This is a genomic window from Sulfidibacter corallicola, from assembly GCF_017498545.1.
Taxonomy (GTDB): Bacteria; Acidobacteriota; Holophagae; order Acanthopleuribacterales; family Acanthopleuribacteraceae; genus Sulfidibacter; species Sulfidibacter corallicola.
The window spans coordinates 2,985,673-3,012,257 of sequence record NZ_CP071793.1 but is presented as its reverse complement, the minus strand read 5'-3'; the positions used below and the strand labels follow the sequence as shown (position 1 = coordinate 3,012,257).

At 59.6% G+C, this 26,585-nt stretch carries 13 protein-coding genes and 1 pseudogene; 4 read left to right on the top strand and 10 right to left on the bottom strand.

The window, feature by feature from the left end; translation table 11 throughout:
- The first annotated feature begins 77 nt into the window (after positions 1–77).
- The 3 genes from J3U87_RS34985 to J3U87_RS08600 all read left to right on the top strand — a co-directional run bounded on the left by J3U87_RS34985 (position 78) and on the right by J3U87_RS08600 (position 6,604).
- Positions 78–4,763 (top strand): SUMF1/EgtB/PvdO family nonheme iron enzyme, encoded by a 4,686-nt coding sequence (locus J3U87_RS34985; protein ID WP_272932474.1) that lies wholly within the window; start codon positions 78–80, stop codon positions 4,761–4,763.
- 297 nt (positions 4,764–5,060) lie between these two features.
- On the top strand, positions 5,061–5,726 hold the full coding sequence (locus J3U87_RS08605) for a YceH family protein (RefSeq protein ID WP_237382634.1): 666 nt from the start codon (positions 5,061–5,063) through the stop codon (positions 5,724–5,726).
- A 107-nt stretch (positions 5,727–5,833) separates the two neighbouring features.
- Positions 5,834–6,604, top strand: a complete 771-nt coding sequence (locus tag J3U87_RS08600; RefSeq protein WP_237382633.1) for an SDR family NAD(P)-dependent oxidoreductase — start codon at positions 5,834–5,836, stop codon at positions 6,602–6,604.
- A gap of 99 nt (positions 6,605–6,703) precedes the next feature.
- Here J3U87_RS08600 and J3U87_RS08595 read toward each other — a convergent pair whose 3' ends face one another.
- From J3U87_RS08595 to J3U87_RS08575, 5 genes are all read right to left on the bottom strand, one after another.
- Positions 6,704–7,207, bottom strand: coding sequence for a hypothetical protein (locus J3U87_RS08595; protein WP_237382632.1), 504 nt, complete (start codon positions 7,205–7,207; stop codon positions 6,704–6,706).
- 293 nt (positions 7,208–7,500) lie between these two features.
- Positions 7,501–10,908 (bottom strand): S41 family peptidase, encoded by a 3,408-nt coding sequence (locus tag J3U87_RS08590; protein WP_237382631.1) that lies wholly within the window; start codon positions 10,906–10,908, stop codon positions 7,501–7,503.
- A gap of 495 nt (positions 10,909–11,403) precedes the next feature.
- Entirely contained in the window at positions 11,404–13,230 is a 1,827-nt protein-coding gene (locus J3U87_RS08585; protein ID WP_237382630.1) for a hypothetical protein, read from the bottom strand.
- A gap of 63 nt (positions 13,231–13,293) precedes the next feature.
- Entirely contained in the window at positions 13,294–14,007 is a 714-nt protein-coding gene (locus tag J3U87_RS08580) for a site-2 protease family protein (protein WP_237382629.1), read from the bottom strand.
- Between the two features lie 277 nt (positions 14,008–14,284).
- Positions 14,285–14,932 carry a CGNR zinc finger domain-containing protein gene (locus tag J3U87_RS08575; RefSeq protein WP_237382628.1) on the bottom strand — a complete coding sequence of 216 codons (648 nt, stop codon included), beginning with the start codon at positions 14,930–14,932 and terminating at the stop codon, positions 14,285–14,287.
- 140 nt (positions 14,933–15,072) lie between these two features.
- Between J3U87_RS08575 and J3U87_RS08570 the strand changes: the two genes are divergently transcribed.
- Entirely contained in the window at positions 15,073–15,462 is a 390-nt protein-coding gene (locus J3U87_RS08570; RefSeq protein ID WP_237382627.1) for a VOC family protein, read from the top strand.
- Between the two features lie 338 nt (positions 15,463–15,800).
- On the opposite strand, the gene J3U87_RS08565 is transcribed toward J3U87_RS08570, so the two are convergent.
- The 5 genes and pseudogenes from J3U87_RS08565 to J3U87_RS08550 form a co-directional block, all read right to left on the bottom strand.
- A complete protein-coding gene (locus J3U87_RS08565) occupies positions 15,801–16,442 on the bottom strand; it encodes a response regulator transcription factor (RefSeq protein WP_237382626.1) in 642 nt (213 codons plus the stop codon).
- A complete protein-coding gene (locus tag J3U87_RS08560; protein WP_237382625.1) occupies positions 16,439–18,958 on the bottom strand; it encodes a sensor histidine kinase in 2,520 nt (839 codons plus the stop codon). Before J3U87_RS08560 ends, J3U87_RS08565 begins: the two co-directional genes overlap by 4 nt.
- Before the next feature lie 414 nt (positions 18,959–19,372).
- Positions 19,373–19,540: pseudogene (locus J3U87_RS35240) on the bottom strand (hypothetical protein); the annotation flags it as partial.
- Positions 19,541–19,756: 216 nt separating this feature from the next.
- The gene (locus tag J3U87_RS08555; RefSeq protein ID WP_237382624.1) at positions 19,757–21,967 is read right to left on the bottom strand and encodes a cohesin domain-containing protein; all 2,211 of its coding nucleotides are present in this window, start codon (positions 21,965–21,967) and stop codon (positions 19,757–19,759) included.
- Between the two features lie 11 nt (positions 21,968–21,978).
- Positions 21,979–26,271, bottom strand: a complete 4,293-nt coding sequence (locus tag J3U87_RS08550) for an immunoglobulin domain-containing protein (protein WP_237382623.1) — start codon at positions 26,269–26,271, stop codon at positions 21,979–21,981.
- Between the last annotated feature and the right edge of the window lie 314 nt (positions 26,272–26,585).

The window sequence follows — 26,585 nt, the reverse complement described above, 5'->3', positions numbered from 1 at the left end:
TTTGGGTTGAAAATTGTGTCGCACAGGGTGCGGTGATAGAATAGTTCTGCATCCAACCCCTACATAATGGAGCCTTTATGATCGGTGCAACGATTGATCAATTCAAGATAGTGCAAGCTTTGAGCAGCAATGCGGTTTGCGAGACCTTTTTGGCGGTCCACGTCACTGACGGATCTAAGTTTGTACTCAAAGCGATTCACCCGCGATTGACGAGCGCGGGCGATTTCCGCAAAAGGCTCTTGGACGATGCGGTCGAGAACATCAAATGCGAACACCCGAATATCGTTGCGTTGATCAATGTGGTGGAAGGGGAAAACCGGCTTTTCCTGGTGCGCGAATTCATCGAGGGCCAAACGCTCGACGAAATGATTCGCACGCACGGCAAGCTGCCGCTCCGCCAGGCCTCCGATCTGCTGAAAGGCATTTTGAAAGGAGTGGGTTACGCACATTCCGAAGGCGGTGTGCACCGGTTCCTGAATCCCTCGAACGTGATCGTGACACCCGAGGGTGAACCGCGCATCTGGGGTTTCGGTCATGTGCTGCAAAGTGAGCGCGAGAACTTTTTTACGCCCCATGAACAACTCTATTACGGAAGATACTATTCTCCGGAGCGCATTAAAAACCCGGACACTACCGATATTCGCGCCAACATTTATGCAGCCGGCGCCATTTTGTACGAGGTGGTGACGGGCCAGCCGCCCTACCAGGCCGTCGATTGGAACCAGTTGAAGGAAGCCATTCGCACATCGCCTCTGCCCGATCCTTCGCAACTGAACCATCACATCCCGCCGGCGATGACGGTTTCCATCCAACACGCGCTTTCCAAACAACCCGAGGGTCGCTATCAGAACGCGATCGAATTTTACAAGGATCTGGCCAAGACCCAGAACAACCTGCCGGATGACGAACCCTTCCATCCTTCTGCGGGGTTGGACTCGCTCGGATTGGTCGGGGATGACGGCGATGCCGACGATACCGCGTCCGATTTGAGTTTCGAACTGCCCAGCGAGGCCAACGCCAACGCCGACGGCACCTTCGGTCCCGAATTCAATACCGGTTTCGGCGGCGATATGGAACGTACGGTTCGCGATGCCTCCCTGTCCAATTTGGCCGATCAGGCCCGTCAGGGCGGCTTGCCGGTCAACGGTGGCGATTGGTTCGGTGAAACGCGCCCGGTTTCCAGTGCCAACATGGGCCTGGAAGGGGCCGGCGGCGGCACCGATTTGGATCGCCTCGACTTTTCGGCGGCGGGCGGCAGCATGGGCGACGATTCGAATTCCATGAGCCAATTGGCCGAAGCCGATTTCGGCAGCGGTGGGGCCGATCAGATCGGCAGCATGGATTTCGGCGTCAGCCCGGAGGCTTCCCTGTCGGGATCCGAGAGCCTCGATTTCGGCGGCGTGACCGAAACCCAGGGATTCGATCTGGGCCCGGTGGACGCCGGCGGTGGCGACCAGGCCAATGGTGGGTTCGACGTCAATGGCGGTTTCGACTTGGGAGGACCGCCAACCGGGGGCGAGGCGGCCGGCGGCTTCGATCTGGGCGATGCGGACACCGCCACCGGTGGGTTCGATCTCGGTAGCCCGGAACCCGCGAGCGGCGGCTTCGATCTGGGCGGCACGGAACCGCCGGCCGGTGGAGGCTTCGACATCGGCGGTGGCGATGCCGCCAACGGCGGTTTCGATTTTGGCGGGGAAACCCCTGCAGGAAGCCCCGATTTCGGCAGCAATGGTGCGCAGCCGGGTGGCACCGACATGGGTCTCGAAGGTGATTTCCAGAATGGCGGTGGCCTCGGTGGTCAGGACGATTTTGGATTCGCGTCCGCCGTCGAAGATCCCGCCATGGATAACGGCCCCGCGGTGGATTTCGGCGACTTTCAGAGTGAGCCGACGCCGGTGGAGTTCGGCACGGCGCCCGCGCCGCAGGAAAACGGCGGCTTCGATTTCAATTTGGACAACGGTCCCGAAGAACCGGCGGGTGCCGGTTTCCAGATCGATGATGGTCCCGATGCGGGTGGTGGCGGCTTCGATTTCGGTGGCGGCGACGAGGTAGCATCCAATCAGGGTGGCGGCTTCGATTTCGGTGGTGGCGATCAGCCCGCCGACCAAGGCGACGGCGGCTTCGACTTCGGTGGTGGCGATCAGCCCGCCGATCAGGACGGCGACTTCGGATTTGGCACCGGTGGCGGTTTCGACTTCGAAACCAAAGAAGAAGACGACGCCGATTTCGGATTGGGCGGCGGATCCTCGGTGCCTATGGATTTTGCCAACGATCCGGCGTTCGATGTATCGACACCCCAACAGAACCAGCCCTTCGACCTCGGAGGCGATGACCTGCAGGATCCGGCAATCACCCACGGTGGTTCCGATTTCGAACTGGATCCAGGTGACGGCGGTTTCGACGTACCCCAGCCGCCGGCTACGCCCGCCGCTCCCGGTGGCGAGTTCGATTTCGGTGGCGATCCCAGTGAAGGTTCGGTCAGTTTCGATTTCGGTGGCGACGGTCCCGTCCCGGAGGGAGCCCAGCCCGAGGACAGTTTCGGCTTCGGTGACGAATTCGGCGAGGGCGACAGTGAGAACCCCTTCAGCTTCGAAGGCGACCAACCGGAAGCGACCGGTGCCCCTGCACCGCCAAGCCCGCCCGATGTGGGGGGATTCGGCGAACACGAATTGGACCTCGGCAACGACCCGTTCGCGGAATCGACCGGGGACCATACCGATCTCAAAGATCAAGTGACCACCGACGACGGCGCCTTCAGCTTCGAAGCGGTGGAGGAGCCCGACCAGAGTGCGGCCCGAGCCGGTCTGGCCGACAGTCTTACCAAGGCCGACCGCGCGACCTCGCCGCCGCCCATTCCGAACCGGGGGGCCTCGGTCGTCAAGGCCAAACGCGTCGGCCGTTTCGATCCCAAGGTCCTGGGGTTGACCATTCTGCTGGCCGTTCTGGCGGTTGGCGGCATCCTGTTCTGGGTGACGATGCAAAGCAGCAAGAAACGCGATTTGAAAACCATCGGCACGGTTCAGACGCTCGTGGACAACAAGTCCTACGACGAGGCGATTCGCCGGATCGAGGCGATTCTGGCCGATTCACCCAGCGATCGGGTCAAGTCCCGACTGGGTCAGCTCGCCTCCCGGGCCAAGAAGGAAAAGGCCGCGGTCGTGAAGCAGATCGACGAGTTGGTGGCCCGCGCGGGAACCTACCGCGATGAGGGCCGTCTCGTGGTCGATGGGAAGGACGATGCCTACGGCACCTATAAAACGGTGCTCGAGTTGGACGGCACCAACGAGGTGGCCAAACAGGCGATCGCCGAGATTCGCCAGGAACAGTTGTCTTCCGTGCAGACCCTCCTGAATCGAGGCAAGGAACTGGAAGCCCTGGCCATTCTGGCCGGCCTCTACAAGGCCGACCGCACCGACGGCGAGGTCAACAAGCAATACGAGGAACTGAAGGCAAAACTCAAGGAAGAGCAGTCCGGCAAGCTGCAGGAACGCATCGAGACCCTCTATGGGCGCCGGGAATACACCAAAGTGGTACCGCTTTTCCTCGAGTTGGATCAGATCGATCCCAAATCTCAATACATCAAGAAAATGCGCCCGTTGCTCCTCGAATCCCTCACGGCGGTGGGTCAGGATGCACTCAGCCGCCAGAAATTTCCCCAGGCGGCTCAAGCCTACCGCGCCGCACTTCAGTTGGCGCCCGGTGACAGTAAATTGACAGCCAACCTCGAGGATGTCGAGGAAGAGCAATTGCGGGCCGACATCACCGAAAGTGTCGATCGCCTGGAACGCGCCATGTCGCGCAAGGACTACACGCAGCAGTTCCGTCTCGCCTCGCGCCTCTCCGAACTGGACCCGGGCAATTCCACCGCGGTCGAGGCCATGGAGAATGTCGGCAAGGAAGTCTCCCGGTTGCAGGTCACCGCGCAGGACAAGCGCGAACTGGGACAGTTCAAGGAAGTGGCCGAACTCTACCGGCAAATCTACGAGATCAACGGAACCTCCGAGGCTCAGCAACTCTGGCAGAAATATGCACGGTGGTCCCCTCCGGACGGCATGTCCTACATTCCGCTCGGTCTTTTTTCGATGGGCGACAACGGGCAGCGCGATACCGCGCCCCGTCGCAATGTCCACGTGGAAAGCTTCTTCATCGACAAGTTCGAGGTCACCAACCGCCAGTTCAAACAATTCGTGGATGCCAATCCGCAGTGGGCGCCCGGACGGATTTCTCCGCGATTCCACGACGGCAATTATCTGAAGCACTGGGGCGGCGGGGCGCCGGCCTCGGGTGATTTGGACCGGCCGGTGAGCTACGTGAGCTGGTACGCGGCCGAAGCCTACGCCAAGTGGCTTGGCAAACGGCTGCCGACCGAGGCCGAGTGGGAAAAGGCCGCCAGCGGAAATACCAAGCGGCAAAAGTATTGGTGGGGCAAGCATTCGGACGCCAAGATGGCCGTCTACGAGTTCTACCCCGAAAAGAAAGCCGCGCCGGTGGGTAAGTTCCCGCCCAACGGATACGGTGTCCACGAAATCCTGGGCAACGTCAACGAGTGGGTTCTGGACACCTACGACCCCAACTTCTACCGCACCAGCAACGGGCAGGATCCGGTCAATACCGCCGAGGGCCCCCAGAAGGTCTTTCGCGGTGGTTCCTTCCGTAGCCGGGGTAAGGAAATCGCCATGTACCTGCGCAATCACGGCGACCCGCGTATGTGCAGCGAAGTGATTGGGTTCCGCTGTGCCAAGGACGCCCATTTCGTCGAATGACACTTTGGTGGCCGCACGCGGGTGCGGCCGTCCCGTCCTGGTCGAACGGCTTTTGAGCGAGAGTTCCATCCATCCTTGATCCAGTGAGTTCCGAGGAACTTCACGACAAAAAACCATAGTGAAATACAGGCTGGACCCTGGCGGTCCCCATGTGATAAGACTGGGTTCACATTTCGAAGGTTCCCGTGACGATGATGCCCTGGCGTTCCGCTCCGGAAGCGTGTCTCCTTTCGGCCGTCTCCGGAGATTGGGAAACAGGGGGAGAAGCGGGGAATCGCCTTTCTTCAGGAGCCCGGTATGGAACAAACGTTGACGATGGAAGAGGTTCGCGTTCTCGGATCACTGATCGAAAAGGAGATGGCCACTCCCGATTACTATCCGTTGACCCTCAATGCACTGATCAATGCCTGTAATCAAAAATCGAATCGCGAGCCCGTCGTGAGTTTCGACGATCAGACCGTGCTGCGCGCCATCGATCGACTCCGTGACCGCAATTTTGCATTCGAGGTCAAATCGGTCGACAGCCGGGTACCCAAATACGAACACAATGTCGCCAAAGCCCTGCTGCTCACGGTTCAGGAGGTGGCCGTACTCGACGTGCTCCTGTTGCGCGGGCCGCAGACGGTGGGCGAGCTGCGTGCCCGAACCGGTCGGCTGTATCCCTTCGAGGATATGGATGCCGTGGAAATCACGCTGAAGACGCTGATGGAACGGGAAGTGGATCCGCTCGTGATGCAACTTCCCGTGCAACCGGGCCGCAAGGAACCGCGCTATGCCCATCTGTTGATGGGGGAACCCGAGGTGGATGCCGCGCCCGCCCGAGAAATCGTACACCGCGGGCCTTCCTTGGATGACGAGGTCAATCGGCGCGTCGCAAGTCTCGAGGAAGAAGTTCGCGAACTGCGCGAGAGCGTCGCCGAACTCAAAGCGGAGTTGGCGGCGTTTCGCGCTCAGTTCGAATGAGTTGTCCTTGTGGGTGGGGTTTCGCGAGAGCCACCCTGAATGACCTGCCTGGGCTGATCTCGATGGCGTGAAGGCGGGACGACACATAGGTGAAGGGGGAAACGATCATGGAAACGCGTTGGGTAGTGGTGACCGGTGCCGGCACGGGCATCGGGCGGGCCACGGCGATTCGGTTGAGTCAGGAAGGTTATGGTTTGTTTTTGTTGGGCCGCCGGACCGAGGTCCTGGCCGAAACGGCGGACATGTTGGAAGAGGGCACCCCGATTCACGTCCTGGGGGTGGATGTCGGCGATCCGGAGGCCCTGGCGAGTGCCCTGGCCTCCACGGATGTCACCGAACTCTACGGCGTGGTGTCCAACGCCGGTGTGGGCGGAGAGAATCACTACGGCGGCAACGACCGCTGGGACGAAATCTTGCGCATCAACCTGACGGGCACCTACCACCTGGTGAATTTGTGCCTGCCGTTGTTGCGCGCCGGGCGCTGCGACGGCGACGACTATCGCCGCATCGTCTTGATCTCCTCGATCCTCGCTCGGCTCGGGGTACCCGGCTATACCGCCTATTGCGCCTCCAAGGCCGGCATGTTGGGATTGATGCGGTCCTGGGCTTCGGCGCTTGCCCCGGAGCGGATCCTGGTGAACGCGGTGTGCCCGGGTTGGGTCGATACCGCCATGGCTCGCCAGGGTTTGCAGACCTTTGCCGAATCGACCGGCAAGACCTTCGAAGACACCTTGGCCGAGCAAATGCAAAGCGTACCCTTGGGCAAGATGAGTGAGACCGGGGAAATCGCGAGCCTGATCGCTTGGTTGTTCGATCCGAGCCAGACGTCCATGACCGGTCAAACGGTGGATATCAACAACGGCGCCATGATGCCTTGAGATCGACCTCGACCGCAAAACGAAAAAAGCACGCCGAAAGTGGCGTGCTTTTTTATGTGATGGGGGCCCTCATGGGGACACCGTCGATCGGCTCGATGGCTACCCGATGCGCAGGCTGCCGCTGAGGCGGTCGCCGGTGATGGTCATCAGCTCGCGACCTTCCAAGGCCGTGATGATGTCCATCAGGTCGTCGAAGTTTTTGGCATTTACCAGAAAGTCCACCAAATCGAGAGGGACGAGTACTTCGAAATCACCGTTCTCGATGTTTTTGATCGTGACCTTGAGATGGGTGTCGGTGGTTTCCACCGAGACTTCGTTGTCCTCGTCCTGAATGTCGATGTAGTTGTGAGGACCTACGTTCTTGACTTCTTCCCAAATGATGCGGAACTGATCCAGTTCGTCATCGATATCCGCCTCGGCGAGTGCCTGGTTGATCGGGTTTTCAAAGGCCTCGAGCGTGTTGACGGGAAGGTTGATTTTGATGGTGGTGGGGTTGATGGGATCGGTGTGGTCTTCCATTTCGAACCGGAAGAAAAGAACGTCGCCGGCGAAGGCGGTAGAGGTGAACGCGGCGAGCAGCAAAGTGAGAACAGCGTGTTTCATGGGGAACCTCCCGTGGGGTATCAATCGTTGGTTGCCGGGTACAACGGGACCTTTTCGAGATGGTTTAAAAAATTTTCAAATATTTTCTTCCGCCTGTCCAGCAGCGAAACCGGCAGGGCGGAATCGGTGCGTCGACAATGGTTTTTTCGGTGGTTTCGACCTTCGAACGGGCTTTGAGCGCCATGATCGCAGCTCGCCGATTCGGGTGTGCTTCGGCGATCGACAAAAAATCCCGGCCGAGGTATCTCGACCGGGATTTGGTTCGGTTCATTGCGGCGCAAACCGCCGAAGGTTCACTTCTCGCTGTCGGGAAGACCCATGCCGCTGCGATCCGGATAGGCCGGACGTTTGGGAATTTTGGGATAGGTCTTCAACTCTTCGAGCATTTGTTCGATGGCTCGATCGAGCTGGGGATCGGCACCGTCGACCATCTTGGCCGGATCGGCGACGACCTCGATGTCGGGGTCGACCCCGTGGCCCTCGATGCCCCAGGTCCCGTCTGTTTCGAAAAACGCGAAGGAGGGCACCGTCACGACGCCGCCATCCACGAACCTCGGCCCGCCGGAGAGCCCTACCAGACCACCCCAGGTTCGGGTGCCGATCAATTTACCGAGGCCCATGCGCCGGAAGAGGAACGGGAAGTGATCGCCGCCGGAGCCGGCGCTGCCGTTGATCAACATGCACTTGGGACCGTGGTGGGCGTCGGGAGGCCAAGGGACGTCCTCTTCGACGCGAAGCGACCAGTGGTTCACCAACGGGCGGTTGAGCAGCTCGATGAACCGCGTGGGAATCTGGCCGCCGCCGTTCCAGCGCTCGTCGATGATCAACGCCTGTTTGCGACGTTGGCCGATGAGCTGGCGAATCAGGTCGTTCTGGCCGGGAATACCCGTGTTGCGCACGTAGATATAGCCCACTTTGCCACCCGTTTTCTTGGCGACGTAGTCGCGGTTGCGCTCGATCCAATCGCGCAGGCGAAGCTCGGAATCGGATCGCAGGGTGCGCACCACGACCTGGCGGGCCTCGTCGTCCATGGCGGGTTTTTTACTCACGGTCAGCGTCACCACGCGGTTGGCCAGATTGAGGAAGGAGGCCCAGACGTCCTTCGTCGTATCCAGCGGTTCGCCATTGACCGCCAACAGGTAGTCGCCTTCGGCCACATCGATGCCCGGCAGGTCCAACGGTGAACGAACCGACGCGTCCCAATCGCCGCCGCGATAGATTTTTCGAATGCGGAAGGCATCGTTTTCGAGGCTGAAATCGGCACCCAGCAGGCCGACGTTGACGTTCGAGGGACGACCCTTGTCCCTGGCGTTGCCGTGATAGGCGTGGCCCACGTTCAATTCCGAAATCATCTCGCTGAGGACGTAGCCCACCTCTCCGCGGGTGGTGGCATCCGCCAACATTTCGGCGTAGCTGTCGCGCACCGCCTTCCAATCCAGGCCGTGCATGTTCGGCGCATAGAAAAACTCGCGATACAGGCGCCAGGCCTCGTGGAAGATCTGCGTCCATTCTTCGCGCGGGTTCACCTGGACGGTCATGCCTTTGGTCGAGACCATGTCCTTCATTTTCTGTTTGGGTTTGGCATCGATGACCGCCATACGCTTGGGTGCCTTGAACACCAGCATCTTCTCGCGCTTTTCGGAGAGCATGAAGCTCACCAAACCCTTGACGACGGTCTTCTCTTCGAGTTCCGCGTCCTTCAGGTCGACCATGGTCAGTTGATTCGATTTGCGGTCGCGATTCGCGGCGCCGCGAATGTAGAACAACTTGGCTTTGCGGCCGAAGACCAGGTTGCTCAGGTTGCCGTGGTCCACGGGCACCGGAACCGCGCGTTTCTCGAAACCGTCCAAATCGAATTCGATTGGTTTGACGTCGTCCTTGTCTTTCTTCGCGTCTTTCTTGCCTTTTTTCTTTTTGCCTTTCTTCTTGGAATCCTTTTCGTCATCCTCGTCGTCTTCGTCTTTCCCGTTTTCGCCGGCGTCGTCGTCATCCTCGAAAGATTCCTCGTCGCTCTTGGGTGCGAAGGGTACCTTTTCGCCCTTCTTCAGGGGAACCACCAAGATGCGGTCCTGGCCCGAGTAAACCCAGGTGGTGCCGTAATCTTCGTAGGTCGGGTCGGCCGCGTGGCGATCGCTGAGGAACGCCAGGTATTTGCCCTTTTCGTCGAAGGTCGGCCTGTAGTCGTTGAACATGCCGCTGGTCAATTGATGGAGCTTGTCGGTTTCGGTGTGGTAGACGAAGAGGGCGTTGGTGGCCTCCAAGGAGAGGGACATCGCCAACCAACGCGAATCGTGGGTCCAGGCCAGGCTGCTGGTGCCGCCGAAACGGTCCTTGGCGATTTCCTTGGTCTGGCCCGATGCCAGGTCGTGCAGAAACAGTTGGCCCAATTGGTTCCAAAACGCGATTTTTTCCGAATTGGGCGACCAGGAAGGCGTGAAGAGATACTGTTTGTCCAGGTTCGTCAGTTTGCGCGTTTCGCCGCGGCCGTCGCTCTGGGTGATGAACAGGTTGTACCCCTGCTCGTAGTCGTCGTCCGCGAAAAAGGCGATCCACTTGCCGTCGGGGCTCCAGGCGGGATCCCGTTCCGCGCGGCCGCTGGTGCGGGTCAGGTTGCGCGGGGTGCCGTGTTTGACGGGCAGGGTCCAAATGTCGCCGCGCGCTTCGACGGCGACCCGTTTGGCCGAGGAGGAAAGGAACCGGTTCGTGGTCAGGTTTTCGGCCGCGTCGACGGGTGCCGTGCGCAGGGCGGGTCGGCTGCCCGGCAACCGGACGGAAACGGCCGCGTGGGTGCCTTTGGCTAGGTCGAGCAGGTGTAATTGGGAGCCGTATTGAAACACGATTTCGCCCTGGCCGTTGGGGCCCGGACCGATGCTCGGGAACTTGACGTCGTAATCCGCGAGCTTCGTGACCTGGCGGCGCTGGCCCGATTCGGTGTCGTAGGCCCAGATGTTCAGCCGGTGGTTGGGGCCGTTGTCGGACAGGTAGTACAGGGTCTTCCCGTGCCACATGGGCATGGTGTCGGTTCCCTCCCAGTCCGTGACTTTCTTGGAACTGTTGTTCTCGAGGTTGAAGAGCCAGATCTCGGCCGCCTGGCCGCCGCGGTAACGCTTCCAGGTGCGGTAATCGCGGAAGCGCGGCGTGTACGCCAGCCATTCACCGTCGCTGTGAATGGTGCCGTTGGCCCCGTAGGGGACGGGCATTTTGGTGGGCAGTCCGCCGGTGGCCGAAACGGTAAACAGTTGGGTGGCGCGCGGAAACCCCTCGATCGAGCGGCTGAAAAAGATCAGCGACTGTCCGTCGGGGGTCCAGTCGGAGAGGAATTCGAAACCCGGGTGGTGGGTGACTCGATCGGGAATGCCGCCCGAGGTCGGGATTGTGTACAGATCCTCGTCGCCGTCGAAATTGGCGGAAAAGGCCACGGTCTCGCCGTCGGGCGAGAAACGCGGCGTGAGTTCCGTACCGCCCGGTGAAGCGAGCGGCGTGGCGGTTCCACCCTCGCGGGGCACCAGCCAGAGATCGTTGGCATAACTGAAGACGATATGGGTTTGGCTGACATCGGGATAGCGTATCATGCCGCCATGGGGTTGGTAGCCGTCGCTGGCGATGAGGTTCCCCAGGCATAGGCTGATGAGACAAAACAGCATTTGGGGGATGATCCGGTTGGGCTTCTGAACAGCGCTTGGATAAGCTTTGGGACGCACGTCTCCTCCTTTGGGATACACATACAATGAACCGAATGGGCATGGATGCCGGGTGCCGAAAGGCACGACGAGTCGTGATGAGAGGTTTGGACTCGAGTTGAGCGTTTCTTGGGGGCGCGGGCGAGCGGCCGAACCCCGCACCATCTGCCGGGCTTCGACACATTGGGAACATCCGCGACACACTGTCCCGGTAGATCCTCGCAGTGTCGGGCCAGGGAATGCCGAACCACGTTTTTCCAATGCATTTCGCACCACCATCTTGCGCGGGGGCCACCCGATTGCATCCACCCCAAACACACACTCCGGGTTTCAACAAGGCAGCGTAGGGGTAGGTACGATCACCCTCTCAGAGGAACGCGTAAACGCGACGATAACCGGCTCATGGTCCGGTGCATCGTTCGGTATGAAGTTTCGGAACGCCTTCGTTTCCATTAAGTCGTTGCGTGTCCGAAAAAAGTTGGCCCGAAATCCAAGGGGCCGCCGCGAGTGGACGGGTCAGGCGCGGCCGCAATCTTCGAGGCTGATGTTCAGCGACCGGCACAGGGCTTCCGGGACACAGAAATAGGTGACGCTGATCGAGGGGTTCTTGCGGCGTCCTTTCTTGTAGGGATAGATCGTGCGGGTGGTGGCCGTGTACCGATGCAGGACGCGGTAGTCCGCCTTCTCGGCGCATTCCGACCAGCTCATCATGCCCTCGCCCTTCTCGTTGCGCCAGGAGGGCCTCAGCCCCTGTCCCGACATCTCGTGCACGTGGCGGAATCCGGCGTGGTAGGTGTTCCACGCCGTGTTCAGCAAATCCGAGTCGGTGAGCCCGGTCTCTTCCGTGAAGATCAACAGGATGCCCGCCTCGCGATAACCGTTCAATACCTGAATCATCTTGGTGTCGGACTGATCGCGAATTTCGTGGAAACCGTTGCCCACGACCATGACCGCGCTCTTGCCGTCGAGACCCTCGGCCTTCAGCGCTTCGGTGATCTTGCTCGGTTCCCCGATGTCCGCGCTGCGAATGAACTTCATGTTCTTCGGCAGCACGCCGCGTTCCTGCTCCTTGATGGCCTCGTCGATGGCGGCATCTTCGAGATCGGCGCCAAAGTAGCGCAGGCGCTCGTCACGGTCTCGCTCGAACCGCTGGCGCGTCGCTTCGCCCTTGCCCACCGCGTGCTCGATGAACACGTCGTAGTCGAATTGGAAGCGCGTGCAGAAATCGTCCAAGGCCTTGTTGGCCGATGCGAAGGACTTGCGGTTGGCGTCCTGGCTGGCGGCCACGTTCTCGCCACGGCTCACCCACGAATGGCCCACCTTGCCGCGCAGGATCTCGTCCAGGTGTTCGAGGTAGCTGGTGTAGGCGCCTACGATGCCGAACGGGCCCGGTCCCCGCTCGAACACCCGCGCACCCAAGAGGGTCACCCGATCGTCGTGGACCAGGCCAGTGCGGCTCAACAGGTCCATGAGCGAGGGGAAGCTTCGGGGCACGATCTCCGAAAAGACAGCCTGGCGTTCCAGCTTCAGGGTCAGGCCACGCGCCCGCATGGCCAGGACCACGGGCAGCAATCGATAACCCAGTTCCACTTCCCATTGGCCTGCGATCCACGACGTTTGAGGCCGGGTTTTCTTGGCTTCGAAGGACAGCCAAGCTTCCAGCCGGTCGCGCAGGCTGCCGCCCTCCGGGTCCTTCTCTTCCCCGGCGAACCACCGCATCCACAGCTTGGTCATGTCGCCGCGATCGCGTTTGGGAAGAATCGTCAAGTGCGCGAACAACTGGCGCACCGCTTCGTCTTCGGAGAGGAAGAAGGTCCCATCCTCGAGGCGCAGGTACCCCCGCGAATACAGGAAATGCAGGTCGATCTTGAGTTGGCGTTCGTTGAACTGGTGCTCCTTGGCGAACGCTTCGGGGCTCAGGCCGTTGCCGGATTTCAACCAGCCGACGATCGCCAGGCTCTTGTGGGTGGACAGTACCTGGCGAACCAGCCACAGGTCCGACGGCGCCGTGATCGAGGCGGTATACACCATGTTTTGGATGACCTTGAGGGCCCGCAACGCGGAATCGCGGGAGCAGGGCTCAAGATCCTCCCAGCCGCGTACGTGGTGGAGCACGCCGTCGACCCATTTCAGGATGGCCAGGCCGTTGGAAAACAGGTGCGGGACCCGGCAAACGAAGGTCTGGAAACTCTCTTCGGAAATGTAGGGGAAGCCCTTGGACGTCATGCTGGTCTGCCCCGCGACAATGCGCTTGAGGCATTCGGCCTGTGGATGGACCCCGATTTCGGGAACCTGATCCAGGCGATTCCAGAGTTGCCGGTCGATCTGTTGCGATGTCGTCATGGGGGCTTACCTCATAGGTGTCGGTCGTCGTTGGAAATCTCGGGAACGGATGCGGAACACGGGTCAGGGCATGCCCAGCAACGCCGAGAAGAAGGCGCGAATAGGGCGGTAAATGTAGGGAAACAGGATCCAGGCCAGGAAAAGTCCGAAAATGCCGAGACTGCGAATGCGCGCGCGGATCATGGATGCCTGATTTTCCGGAAAGAACAGCAGGATGATCTCGGCACCGTCCAAGGGCGGCAGGGGAATGAAGTTGAAGAGCGCCAGGATCAGGTTCAACTTGTACATGATCAGCGCGAGCATGGCCAGGGTCGTGAACAGTTCCTCGGACATGCCGGTACCGAAGGCGTAAAGCATCTTGTAGGCGATGGCGCTGAGAATGAACAAGATGAGATTGGAAACGGGGCCCGCGAGGGCCATCAGCGCCGATTTACGCGGGTGTCGCTCGGCCCATATGGGGTCGTAGGGTGCCGAGGCCCAGCCGAGCATCCAGCCCCCGTTGTAGATGAAGAACGAGACCAGCGGGATCACGATCATGCCCATGGGCTCGCGTTTCATGTGGGGGATGGGGTTCAAGCTGACCTGACCGGTCGCATACGCCGTCAGGTCGCCACCCAGTTTGCCGACCAAGGCGTGCGCGGCCTCGTGCAGGGTCAGCGAAAAGGTGAAGGAAATCGACCATAGCAGCAGGAGAATGATCAAATCAGTGTTGATAGGGCACCTCCGTTTCGGACTGGGCGCATTGTAGCGCAGTTGTGGGGGAATCGAATCGCGCATCTCGCGGATCGCACTCGGTTCAAGGCAAGACTGCTATTGTAACCCGGAACCGCGGGGGCGGTACCCGAACGCCGATCGGATTCGCTGGAGGATCGGACGGCGACCCAGGACGACCGGTTGGCGAGCCGACACCGAGGCATCCAAAACCGCATAAGCGACGCAATACCTGTGGGTTGAGCAGGCGCACCCGGGCATGTTCCCGAAAGATTCACGAGAACCGCTCTCGATCACAGATGAAGGCCCAGGTACTAAAACGGGTCTGCGGGCATCGGCTGGGTCAAGTGTGTGCCTCGGCCGAAGATTTGCGCTTCGCTTTTTTGCGGCGATAGTGGCGTTTGGCCTTGGCCGCGTTGCCGCAATCCCTCATGCTGCACCAGCGTCGCGACCTGTTTTTGGATCGGTCCAGGAACAACCAGCCGCACCCGTCCGGCGGCGGACACTCTTTGACCCGGGCCAGCATCGGGGAGCACAGCAGTTCCGAGGCCGACCATGCCAGCCGCCAAGGGATGCTCCAGGGGTTTTCGGTCGACCATTGCCAGATCGGGTGGGGATCCGCCCAGACCAATCGCCGCAGCGCCGCCCCCTCCGTCAGGGCGCGGTTGAGAACGGCCAGGTCCCTGGCCGCGATCTCCCGCCCGGACGCGGTGCTCGTGAACAGTTCGAAAAGCGACTCGCGCAACGAAATCACGTCCTCGAGGAAGCGATCTGCCGAATCGGCGTCCTCGCGAAGCTGGGCATGGTAGGCGTCGCGCCGCTCGAGATCGATCAAGTCGCTGTCCAGCGCCCACTGCAGGACGTCGGCGACTCCGGTGAAGTAGTCGCCGTCTTGGGGGCGGTAGCGGTGGTGAACGGTATTGGTGAGGTCGAGGCAGAGATGTCCGCCGATGCGCTGGATCTCGGCCACGGGAGAGATGGCGTCGCTCATGGCGTCATTGTAATGCCAGTGACGAAGACTGTAACCAGTAAAAACCATTTGACTGGTTGAATGAATAAAGATATGTTTAACCACCAAAAATGATTTTGATGGTAGAAAAAGATACAGCCCACACCTATGGAGGAACACCCATGCACCAAAGTAAGCTCTGCACGCTCGTCATCGACTGTCCCCCGCAGGAGTTCCAGCAAGCCGTCGCCTTTTGGAGTCACGCCTTGGGGCGTCGGCCGCCCGAAGGCGCCGATCTCGGCAAACGCTACGTGGAGATGGAGGTCCCGGTCGACCGCATTCAAGTGCTGTTACAGCAAAGTGAGGATTCACCCGCCGTCCACTTGGACATCGAGACCGACGACGTCGACGCCGAGGTGGCGCGCCTCGAAGCGGCAGGGGCCGAGCGCAAGCGGCAGGTCAGGACCTGGTGGGTCATGAAGGCTCCGTCGGGTCACGATTTCTGTGTCGTCAAACCACAATCCCAGGACTTTCCGGCCGGCGCCAACCAATGGGACGGCAGCGGGGAGTGAGGGCCGTTTTTTGAGGAGTTGAATCATCTCATGAGTCTCATGTTTACTGTTATCGGGGGAAGCCGAGGAATTATTCCTCCAGTTAGGCCAAACTATTGATCCCCACACCGACAAACTCATGATGGCGTGGGCTGATGGTAGGTGTGAGGGATTTCGAGGGTATGGCCTGATTGGGAATACCGGCGGCTTGATTCACCTTGCCTGACGAGGGTGTAGGGTCCCGAGAAAACTGGTTTTTGAATCCAATCAGGGGAAGTCCATTACGATCCTTCGTTTCTGGATGGACACGGTCTAGTCTGAGGAGTCTTCTTGGCCACGGCAAGCCTTGGGAACGCCGATCATTCCCAGATCATGTCGTTAACCAGGCCTTGTCGCCATGCCCACAGTGCCGCTCCAACCCTGCCTGCCACCTCCAGCTTGCGATAAATTGATTTTAGGTGATTTTTTACGGTGTTTTCGCTGATGTCGAGTCTGGCGGCGATGTTGAGATTTTCGTAACCTAGCGACAGCCACCGGAGCACTTCTTTCTCTTTCGTGGTCAGTTTGGATCGTGAAGGCTGCATGTGTCTGGCGTTGACGATCGCCTGGATGTCGCCGCTGAACCACCAGCGATCCGAAAAGGCCACGGCCCTACAGCCTTCGATGACCTCTTCGAGAGATTCCGACTTGGATTGATAGCCCATAGCACCCGCGTCGAGTGCTCCGAAAATCATGGTGGGTTTGTTGTAGAAACTGTAAATGAGAATCTTGGTGGGCAACTGACGTTTTTTAACTTCCTTGGCTACGTCGATACCACTCGTGGGGCCAGGCATCACCAAGTCTAGAATGGCGACATCGGGTTGTTTGGCTTCGATCAAGGCGAGCCCCTCCGTGCCGGTCCTTGCTTCGCCGACCAATTCCAGGTCGTCGTAGGCATTCAACCTCGATCTCAGCCCTTCGCGCACGACCTCGTGGTCATCGATGACGACAATTCGGATCACGGTCGAAACTCCTTCTCAGCGGCGGTGGGTATCCAAGATTTGGGGACGAAGGCAAAGGAGCGGGCCCTCGGAAGGGGGACTTGAACCTTGAAGGTCGTGCCCTGTCCGAGCTTGGAATGAATTTGGAGACGGCCTTTCATGGAACGCACGCGTTCTTCGGCGCAAATCAGGCCGAAATGTTTATTGCGTGCGCGTTCGCCTGGCCGGGAGAGCGATTCGAAACCGACGCCATCATCTTGGATTCGCAACGTCACGCGCGTTTTGGTAATGGTCAGGTTGACCGTCACGGTGGATGCGGCAGCGTGGAGGATCGCATTCTGTATGCCCTTTCGGAACACGGAAAAAAGGCCGATTTTGAGATCTTCGGGAAGCGCCTCGTCCGAGCCATGACACTTGAACCACAACTCGGGTTCCTGTCCATTCTGGCTTTCGACCCATTCCTGTATTGCGGAGGCGAGGCTGAACATGCGCAGCGACGGTGGCAATAACGCGAAGCATGCTTGCTGGATACCTTCGCGGATGTCGGACAGTCCTCGGCGAACCCAGCGGGGCTCGACGAACTGTGGGTCGGTCGTTTTGGCTGAATCGAGGCGAAGGAGTAATTCCTTGACCGATTGCAAGGGTCCGTCGTGCAGGTTCTCTTCCAGCGTAAATCGCTCTTTTTCCAATGCCTCTTGGATCCAAGCGCGCGTTTTTCGCTGCTGTTCGCCGTAGAGCCACATCGCTAGCCACAAGATGGTGAGGACACCGGCGGCCAACACCGATCGGAACCAGGCTCGTTCGATCAGTGGAGGGGGGATGTCGAGTTGGATAGCCACTTCGCGATCACTCCATCTCCCCAGGGAATCCGCGGAGCGCACCCGAAAGGTATAGGAGCCCGATGGAAGAAAGGTGTAACGGGCTTGTCCCATATTTCCCTGGGTTTCGATCCAGGATCTGTCCACTCCTTCCAGCTTGTAAGCCATCGCGGTGCTGTCCGTGCTCACAAAATCCAATCGGGCAAAGGAAAGCCTGAGTTCCGCGATGTTCGGTGCTAGAGGGATGGAACCATTGGTTCGTGGTAACACCCAGCGCCCCTGTCGGGCGACCTGAAGCTCGAGGATTTTCAAAGGAGCTCGATCTTCTTCGAGAGAAAGCGCACTCGGCATGAAGGTGTTGAAGCCGTCAATGCCAGCGAAATAGAGTCTTCCATCACGAGCTGCGAAGGAAGCCCCCAAATTGAACTCGTGGCTTTGGAGACCGTGTTCCGGTGAAAAGTTCAGCCAGGTGTCGTTGGTGGGATCAAGTCGTGAGAGGCCTCGATTGGTACTGAGCCACAGGAACCCCTGACGATCCTCCTCGATCGTGTAGATGGTATTGTCGGGTAATTGGGAGTTGGCGGTGGTGTAACGAAAAAACCCGGAAGAGTCCCGTTCCTTGTAGGCCAGTCCGCCGCTCTTGAAGCCCAGCCACAAGCGGTCGCGCGAATCCAGGTGAAGTGTCCAAATGCGATCCTTTCTGACATGGTGGCCGTGATCGTCGTTCCCGAACCACTGGGTGAATCGACCGCGGTCCTCCTCCCAATGAAGAAGGCCCTCACCATGAGTGCCGACCCACATACCGCCCTTCGGATCGGGGCATAAGGCGAAAATCTCGGTTTGCGTCAAGTCCAGGCGACCTCGATCCAGTTTGCCTTGAAGCCAACGAGGTTGCGATCTGGAGTCTTCGATACGGAACAGGCCCGACGTCTTGGTTCCGATCCAGAGCCGCCCATCGCGATCGTGTGCCAAACAAGGGACGCTTTTGGCGGGTTTGGATTGAGTGGCCGCATCTCTGTGTAATGCAATCGGTACCGAAATTTCGCGATCCGAATCGAACCGAAGCAGGCCTACCTCGTTGGTACCCAACCAAAGCATTCCGTCGGAGCCGGGTTCAATGGTCCAAATCCGGCTCTCTGGCAGGTGCTCGGCTGCGGTGTAATGGCGCCACCCCGCTTTTTCCGAAGGCTTCATGGACAAACCCGATTCGGTGCCGAGCCAGAGACGGTCCGCCGGATCGCGGTAGATGGACCAGATACAGGGCTCATTCAGTCCGGTGGGCTCGGTGAGATCGGCCCGCTCCAGGTGGAACAGCGGTTCGATCCAGTGACCGATGCCCTGTCCCGAGCCGAATCCAAACCACATGACCCCAGTCCGATCCTGTGTGATGCTCCAGACGATCGAACCTTTGCGGGTCTTGGTGTGAGGGCCATGGGTGAACGGGTGGAGCCGACCTCCATCAGGCTGCAGCACAAAGAGGCCCGCACCGCGAGTCCCGAACCAAATGCTGCCGTCGCGGTCTTCGAAAACCGCGGGTATTTCCAGGTCGGGTAAATGGGTTTCCGCGAAGGTGCGCTCCGTGGGGGAAAAGGCCACCGCACCGGAGGCGGTGCCAAGCCAGATCTGGCCGGTCCGATCCGGCGCAAGGGCACGAATGCGGTTTTGGTGCGCCGGCACGGGGATGTGACGAGCCTGGCCGAGGGAGGTGAGTTCGACCAAGCCGCCACCCCAGGTTCCGATCCAGAGCGAGTTCCCATGTGGCAATATTGCCCGAACATTCCATTCTCGTTGCCAGGCACCCGCCAGCAGAGGGGCTAGGGGAAAGGAACGAACCTTTCCAGCTTCGATGTCCAGGAAAAACAGCCCGTCATCGGTCCCATACCAAAGACGCCCCTGACCGTCACGCGCCAAGCACCAGCCTTCACGTGGACCTGAAACGAATGGGAAATGCGTGAACGTCTCTGTGATTGGATCGAACCGATCGATGCCCATCCGAGTGCCGACCCACAGGGTGCCATTCGGATCGGGCCAGAGTGCGCAGATCCAATCGTCGGAAAGGGTAGCGGGATCGTCGGATCGGAACAAAAAACTTTGAAAGTTCTGGCCGTCGTATCGGTTCAATCCGTTTTCGGTGCCTGCCCAAAGAAAACCATGATGATCCTGAATTAAACAAAATACGTTGCTTTGAGATAACCCGTCTGAAGTGTTGAGTGTGCGAAAAACAGCATCGCTGAATTCGTGATCAGTGGAAGCATGGAGGCCAACGCTCAAAAAAAAGATTTGAAACAGTGATACAGCCATCTTCGCGGTATTCATTAGGTTGATGTTCCCAATTGTGTGCGAGTGTTTACTTGAATCAAGAATTTAGCTTTATATCGTAGCTCCTTTAAAAAAACAATGAGAAATAGGTTAATTCGAAGTTTGTGTTTATTCTGGTTTGTTTGTGATTGTGAATCCTTCTATTGAAACGCTCTCATGCTATGGGGGGCACTTCATCAAGGGTCTCGGCCTCCTCTTTCAAGGGTTCTCGGTGACGTTTTCGACTCCGGGAATGTAGTACAAATCGAGAACGGTCAATTTCTCATCGCCGTCGGCATCGGGTGTGGCCAATCCCCAAAAGGGAAGCGCCGTCAACAAGTCGTCGAACGAATGGCGGCCATCGCCGTTGAAATCCCGGAATCTTGGATTTCGAGCGACCAAGAGTCGCGTATTCAAATGGCGAGTATTTTCTCCGCCCTGTAAAAAAACGAATTGAAAGTCGGTTGACGTCGTGATGGTGCCATCCAATGAGATCGGGTTCTCGTCGAATCCGAAGGGCGAGTCGGGTCGATCGGATCGAATCCAGTACCAGGTGTCCGTGGATTCGAGGCACGCCAATTCGGCAAATAGGGATGGCGAATCCAATCCATGGGGTATCGAGGGCGGTACTGCCACGAAAGGACATGGCTCGACCTGAATGTGGCGGACCGCGGGCTCTGGCGATACGTGACCGAAACGATCACGCACGCTGAGCGTGACGGCGTATTCGCCGGTTTGAGAAAAGGTCACCAAGCCGGGCTCAACGCGGGAATCAGGGGGCGCGACCCCGTCGAAATCCCAGCGATATTCCAATGGTAGCTGTCGATGTTCGGCGTGATCCTCACCGCGAAAGTAAAGAGACCGTCCTTGGTGAATGCGCATGTCGGTGGCGGGTTCCTCGATGAAAGCCTGGGGCGGCGTACCGGTCACGACGTGTACCGTTCGGGTTGCCAGGTCGGCTTCGAGACCGAGCCCGTCGGTAATCCGTAGTTGGATCGAATAGGTGCCTGGCTCGAGGAAGGAAACGGTAAAGGGGCCTGGTTCCCGCCGATCCGGAATTCCGCCGTCAAAAACCCACCACCAGGAAAGGGGCAGATGGCCGTCCCGGTCTTCGGCGTGACCCCGAAAAACAATGGGTTGGTCGACCGTGACTTCGAGATCGGAGGCCGGCTCTTGGATCGTCGCCGAGGGCGGCTGGTTTTCGACGATGTCCAGCCGCCCATGTTGAACGGCGACTACGGGTTCCCCCTCGTTCAACAGGACCTGGGTCAGGTGTATGTCACTCCGACCCGCAGAGAGGGCGCGCCCTTCGATGCGCAGCAACTCGCCGCTCTCGGTAAGGGGTGAGGCGCCTGCGGCCGAAACCCGAACCAAACCGGGTTCGGTCTCCGAAACGGCCAGGTGCCAGTGCCACAAAAGCGAGTCTTCCCGTTTCAATCGCGAGAATTGCCAGAGGTCCGCCTGGTAATGGAGCTCGAATTGAATCGATCGCACCGTGCTGTCGCCCAGGCGATCTAGGCGTAGGGGGATCTCGAAGGTTGCACCGGTGGTGGCGGTGCCCGCCGGAATCGAGAGGGTTCGTGTCGCCGACGGTTCGTCGGTGACGATGACCCTGCCGGCTTGGGTCGACACTTCGAGACGACCCTCGTTTAGTTGGATATCGGAGAACGTGAGGGGAGCATTGCCCAAAGCGACCGCCGTACCGTGAAACCGCAGAACAGAGCCACTTTGCCTGATTGGGTCGGCTCCGGCGAGTGCAAAGGCCAATTCGCCCGATGAAGTTATCTGGGTGGCCAACTGCCAGCCTTCCGTGAGAGCTTCGAGCGAAGCGCCATCGATATTGACTGAAGTGGCATCGAAGCGCAAAACACCTTCGATACTGAAAAGGTCACCCAAACCGGGGTATTCTAGATTCAGGGCGACCCTGAACGCCTCTCCCGGGCCGACTGTCACCTCCGCGAGAGCCAAATGAAACGGTTCGGTTTCGTTGGTCTCACCGACCCGAATCGAGCCGTGGTGCAGGCTGGAGCTTGGATCGCCCTCGTTGAATTCGAAGCGTTCCAATATCACGGGGCTGAAGCCGTCCGCGACGGCGTGACCGGTGACCCGCAATAGCGTACCGGCACCCATGAGCGGTGACGCTCCCGCTGCCGATACAATGAGGCGTCCCGGTTGTGGGTTGACGACCATGGTGAAGGGTGCGGCAAGGGTGTCGTCGAGTACGACATTCGAAAGTGAGACCACTTCCGGATCGAATGTCAGAACCAAAGAGAAACCCAGGACGTTGTGGGTCGACAAAGTGCTTGTTTCAAGTGGGATAGAGAGCCATTGGCCAGGCGCCGTGACGACCTCCGGCAGGCGGAGATCTACTTGAGCCGTCAGGAGAGCGTGCGTCGCAAACCACACGACGAGGGCTGCTTTGATATTCATGGTGATGCTCCTTATCGCGCGTGGTCATCCATACATTGGAGGGACTGCACCACATCGAGAAGGCCGGTATCGGGCCAGGAACCGACAGCGTCGATGAACGTCCCCGATTCGCAGGGCAGGATGTGGATGTCGATGGTCTCGACCCCATTCGGTTCGTCGTGTTCATTGTGGGAGACAACCCTGACACGCAATTCCGAATGACCGAGTCTCAACGGAATGAAGTGGAGCTGGAAATCTCCACGTCCATCGGGTAGATGGCTCGCACCGGCAGCCGCCAAGATGATGGCGTCGGGGGTTCGTTGTGCTCGCCATTGCCAATCGCGGGGCAGTTCGGCCTGAACGCCCCGGGCGGCGAGGATTGTCGGATCGAAGTCAATCTCCAACTCGAAGGAGAGTGTTTCCGCACCGACCCAGCCCAGCGGGACCGAGAAGGGGACAGCCTCGGTCGGGGTGTCGGTGACCATTAGGTCACCATCGGGTGCTCGGCGGGATGCGACACAATCCAGGGAATCGATGGTTCCGGCACTGAACCGCAAAATTTGAGCGCCATCGAAGGCCGTAATGCTGCCATTGCAGGTCACGTCGGCGGCGCAGGCGGGCAAGGGATCGAACTCGGTCGGCGACCCGACTACGTGGATCAATACCTGCGAGGCGTCGAGAGGCGAGATCTGGCCGTTGCGGGTGACATCCCCGGGAAGGCAATCGGGATTGTCGGGTAACTCACCGAAAAGAAGTATTTTGCCGGAATCGACGCCGGTGAGATCGGCGTATTTGGTGCCCAGCCAAACCTGATCGCCCTGGAGCGCCAGGTAGGAAGCCATTCGGTCTCCGGCGTGCCCGTCGGGATCTATATACTTTTTCCGTTCGTGCCATGCTTCCTGGTCTCGTTGGAACAGGAAGGCGGCGCCCATAGCGTTTGCCCCTTCATCGTCTTGTTGCGAACCGATGAGCAGCGCGTTTCCATCGAGTGCCAACTCGGCGCCTACACCGTCTCCTTGCTCCACACCGGAAGGCGTCGTTTTTTGTGACCATCGCCAAGTATCCATTTGATTTTCATACAGATAAACGGTGCCACCGTTTGGGGTCAGTTCGTCATTGCCGGTCGCTCCGATCGCGAGTTGGTTGCCGCTGGCAGCCAAACCGTTGCCGAAAAGGGTGCCATTGATGAAATCGGGTGGGGTGAGCAGGCGTTCCGGCTGCCAAACCCCCTTGCGGCGTCGGTAAATCAGGGCGCTCCCTTCGTTGCTTCTATATTTGGGCATTCCTGCAATCAGGTGGTCACCCGTGAGAGCGAGTCGGTCGCCCAGGTTCGCGTTGGTTGGCAGATCTTCCAGTGAAAGGAGTTTGCCTCGCGACTGCCAGACGGTACCGTTCCAGTGATATCGAATCAGTTCGCCGCGATTGGAATCGACTTTGGCCTGGCCCACGAAGAGGTCGTCACCTCGAACGATGAACGCACCGGGAAAGCCGGTATTGGATTGACTCGGGGTCAGTTCTCCCCGGAGCACCCAGGACCCACCCTGGAAATGGTAGAGGTACAATGCTCCGCCGCCCTGGATCGCCAACCGTTCACCGGAAAGGTCGAGCCTGCTGCCGAAACTGGGTCCCGAGTGACCGAGGATTTTCGCTTCGCGCAACCAGGCGTCACCGGACCAGCGGTAGACGTAGACGGCGCCCTTGCCGCTGTCGTCATCGCCAGGCGCCCCCAACGCCACCCGATTCCCGGAAACCGCTATCGGACCCAGGAGATCCCCCGCTTCCAGCTCGGGAATCACGAAGGGTAGCCGATCGGTGATCTCGCCGACCGTGAGACCTGCATCGCTGGAGCGAACCGTGTCGCAAGCGGTCGTGACCTCGCAATGGTATACACCCTGATGGGCAGGCAGGGCGGCAGCGATGTGGAAGGCCGACCCATCGGCTCCGGGAATCATCCGCCCGTTGTGATACCACTGGAAGGAGGGAGCCGCTTCGGTTTCCACGGCGACCTCGAAGGTGTGCGCGGCACCTTGCTGCAGGTTGACCGATTGGGGATGTTGGCTGAGAAACGGCTTGGGGCACGGGTTGCCGGGAAGCGTGCCCAAGTGATGGAAATGGGCGGAACTTTGTGTGCCGACCAGCACGTTGGGTCCACTGATGGCGACCCCTTCGCCAAAGTTGAGAATGTCCGCGGGTCTCCAGTCGACCAGGCGAGCCCAAGCATCTCCGACCCTCTCGAACACGCTGACGACCGAATAGGGGCTTCGCCCGCTCGGCCCACCGATGACCACCCGATTCCCGTCGATTGCCACCGAGCGACCGAAGACCGGATAATACCTGCCGCCGGATGGGGGCGGCTGAAACTCGAATTCCTGGATCCAGGTACCGCCGATCCTTCGAAACGAGAACACGCGGCCACGGTTGTCATATGGGGCGCCGACCAGAACCAGATCGTCGGTCATGGCGAGGCTGGCCCCGAACTGCGCATTGTTCCCCTGAGTGGCGGAGGTGATCTCGATGGGACTGACCAGACGGCTGCCATTGAACGTGTACATGCTGACCGCGCCCTGATTGGATGCACCGGGTCGCCCGACGGCGACTTGGGTGGCGTGGATTTCCAGGGCGGCACCGAATCGTTGGCTTCCACTTTGGGAGGGGCTCAAATAAGTTCGGTAATTCCAGCGTCCACCGCTGTACGTATAGAGATACACCGCACCACGACCGTTGTGCTCGGGCGCTCCGACAGCGGCGTAATCTTGGCCCAGTGCGACGCTTTGACCGAAGCTCGTGGTCGATTGAGTCAACCTGGATTCCTGAACCCATAGGTCGTTTTCGAGTCGGAAGATGTATACCGCGGGTTCGCCCGGCGCCCCGACGATCAGCCGATCTTGGTACCGATCGATACTGGTGCCGAAATAGGCGTTGGTCGTGGGCTCGGAACCGGTCAAGCGCTGGGTTTGACGCCATTCACCCGCCACCAGGGTATAGGCGTCGACCGCCCCCATGTACCGTTGGATTTGGGAATCACGGGAACTGGTGACCAAAGCCTGGTCACCGTGAATCTGGACCTCTTCGCCGAATCGCCCCTCATCGTCATTCGAGGTAAAGGAGCCCACGACATCATAGGCATTGAGGAAAACCGTGTCGGAATCGACGCTGCCACAGCCATTGCGCACTTGGCAACGATAGTGACCCAAATCGTCGTAGCGAACGGGGGCAATCGTCAGTTCCGGGGCCGTTGCGTAGGGGATCGGGTCATCTCGGAAAAACCATTGGTAGGCGATCGGCTGACTGCCCTCCGCCGCGACAGAAAAGCTGTGACTCGCTCCCTTCGAGGCGTATGCGGATTGGGGTTGGGCGGTCAACGCCACGGGCTGGTCCAGCGTCAGCGGCAAATCGGGGGTGGTCGTGGTGCCGCAAGCGTTGGTGACGATACAGCGATAGGCCCCCACGTCTTCTTGGTCGAACGCGGGTAGCGTCAGATCGGCGCCATCGGCACCTGGCAGGTCCGTTCCGTCTTTCTGCCACCGATAACCCAGCTCCGGGCCGTCCATATCGAACCGCAGGGTGACCGATTGACCGGCACAGGCGATCGGTACCCGGGGTGGGCTCAACATGCGGGGGGCGGCGCCCACCGCGATCACTGCGGCATCGCTGGTGCCGGTGCCCGCTGGATTGGTGGCCACACAGGTGTAGGCTCCGCTATCGGTCTCCTCGGTGTTTGGTACATGCAATTGAGCGAGCGTGGCTCCCGGCAGATCGATTCCGTCACGACGCCACTGGTAGGTGATCGGCGGGCTACCCGCCGCTTCGACCGAGAGGATCAGCGGCTCCCCCGCACACAAGTCATGGGACGGCGGTTGCTGGGTGAAGGTCACCGGCTGCAGATCGAATACGGTGAGGGCGCCCTGTTCGATGGTTGCGTTGGGGTGACCCTCGTTGAACAGAATCCGTTCCAGGTGAAGCGCACCATCGCCCGTGACTCGGGCGGAACCCTGCACCTGGATCAAGGTACCCGAGCCGGTCAGGGGGACTTGGCTGGACATGGAAATCCGTACGACACCCGGAGTCTCGCCATTGAACTGAACCATCGCGTCGGCGCATCGGGTGCCGATCTTTTCGGCCCGATCCAGGGTGAGGACGCCCGCATCGTAGCGGAGTTCGAGGTCGAAGCTCTCGATACCCAGGTCCGTCATGTCGCCCACCTCGATGGGGACGGTGAAGCGCTCGGTGACGGGTACCTCCTGCGTCGGTAACGATACCGGCACTTGGGCCAGTAACGGCAGAGCCAAATACAAGTATGGAAGGACAATCATGGATTTCGTCATTTGGAACATCTCCTCCGGATTCAGCCACAGCGCGCGATCTCGGTAGATCGCGCAATGCGGGCCGGCGCCACCTGGGCGGGAATCGTGGAATGGTTCGCCAAGCATGACGGAAATGCGGAAACGGCACCATGACCCGTTCGGACCGGATGCGATTGGCCCCGATGGGTGGCCTCCACCTAGCCCTTTTGGGCCATTTTCGAAACAGAACGAATCTGGTGGAATGGCGCGGTCACTCTGTATCGCGTATCGAAAAGCGGCCATGACGGGGCGTCGTGTTCGGCGGGGCCCGCCCCGAATACATAACCGAATGGGAG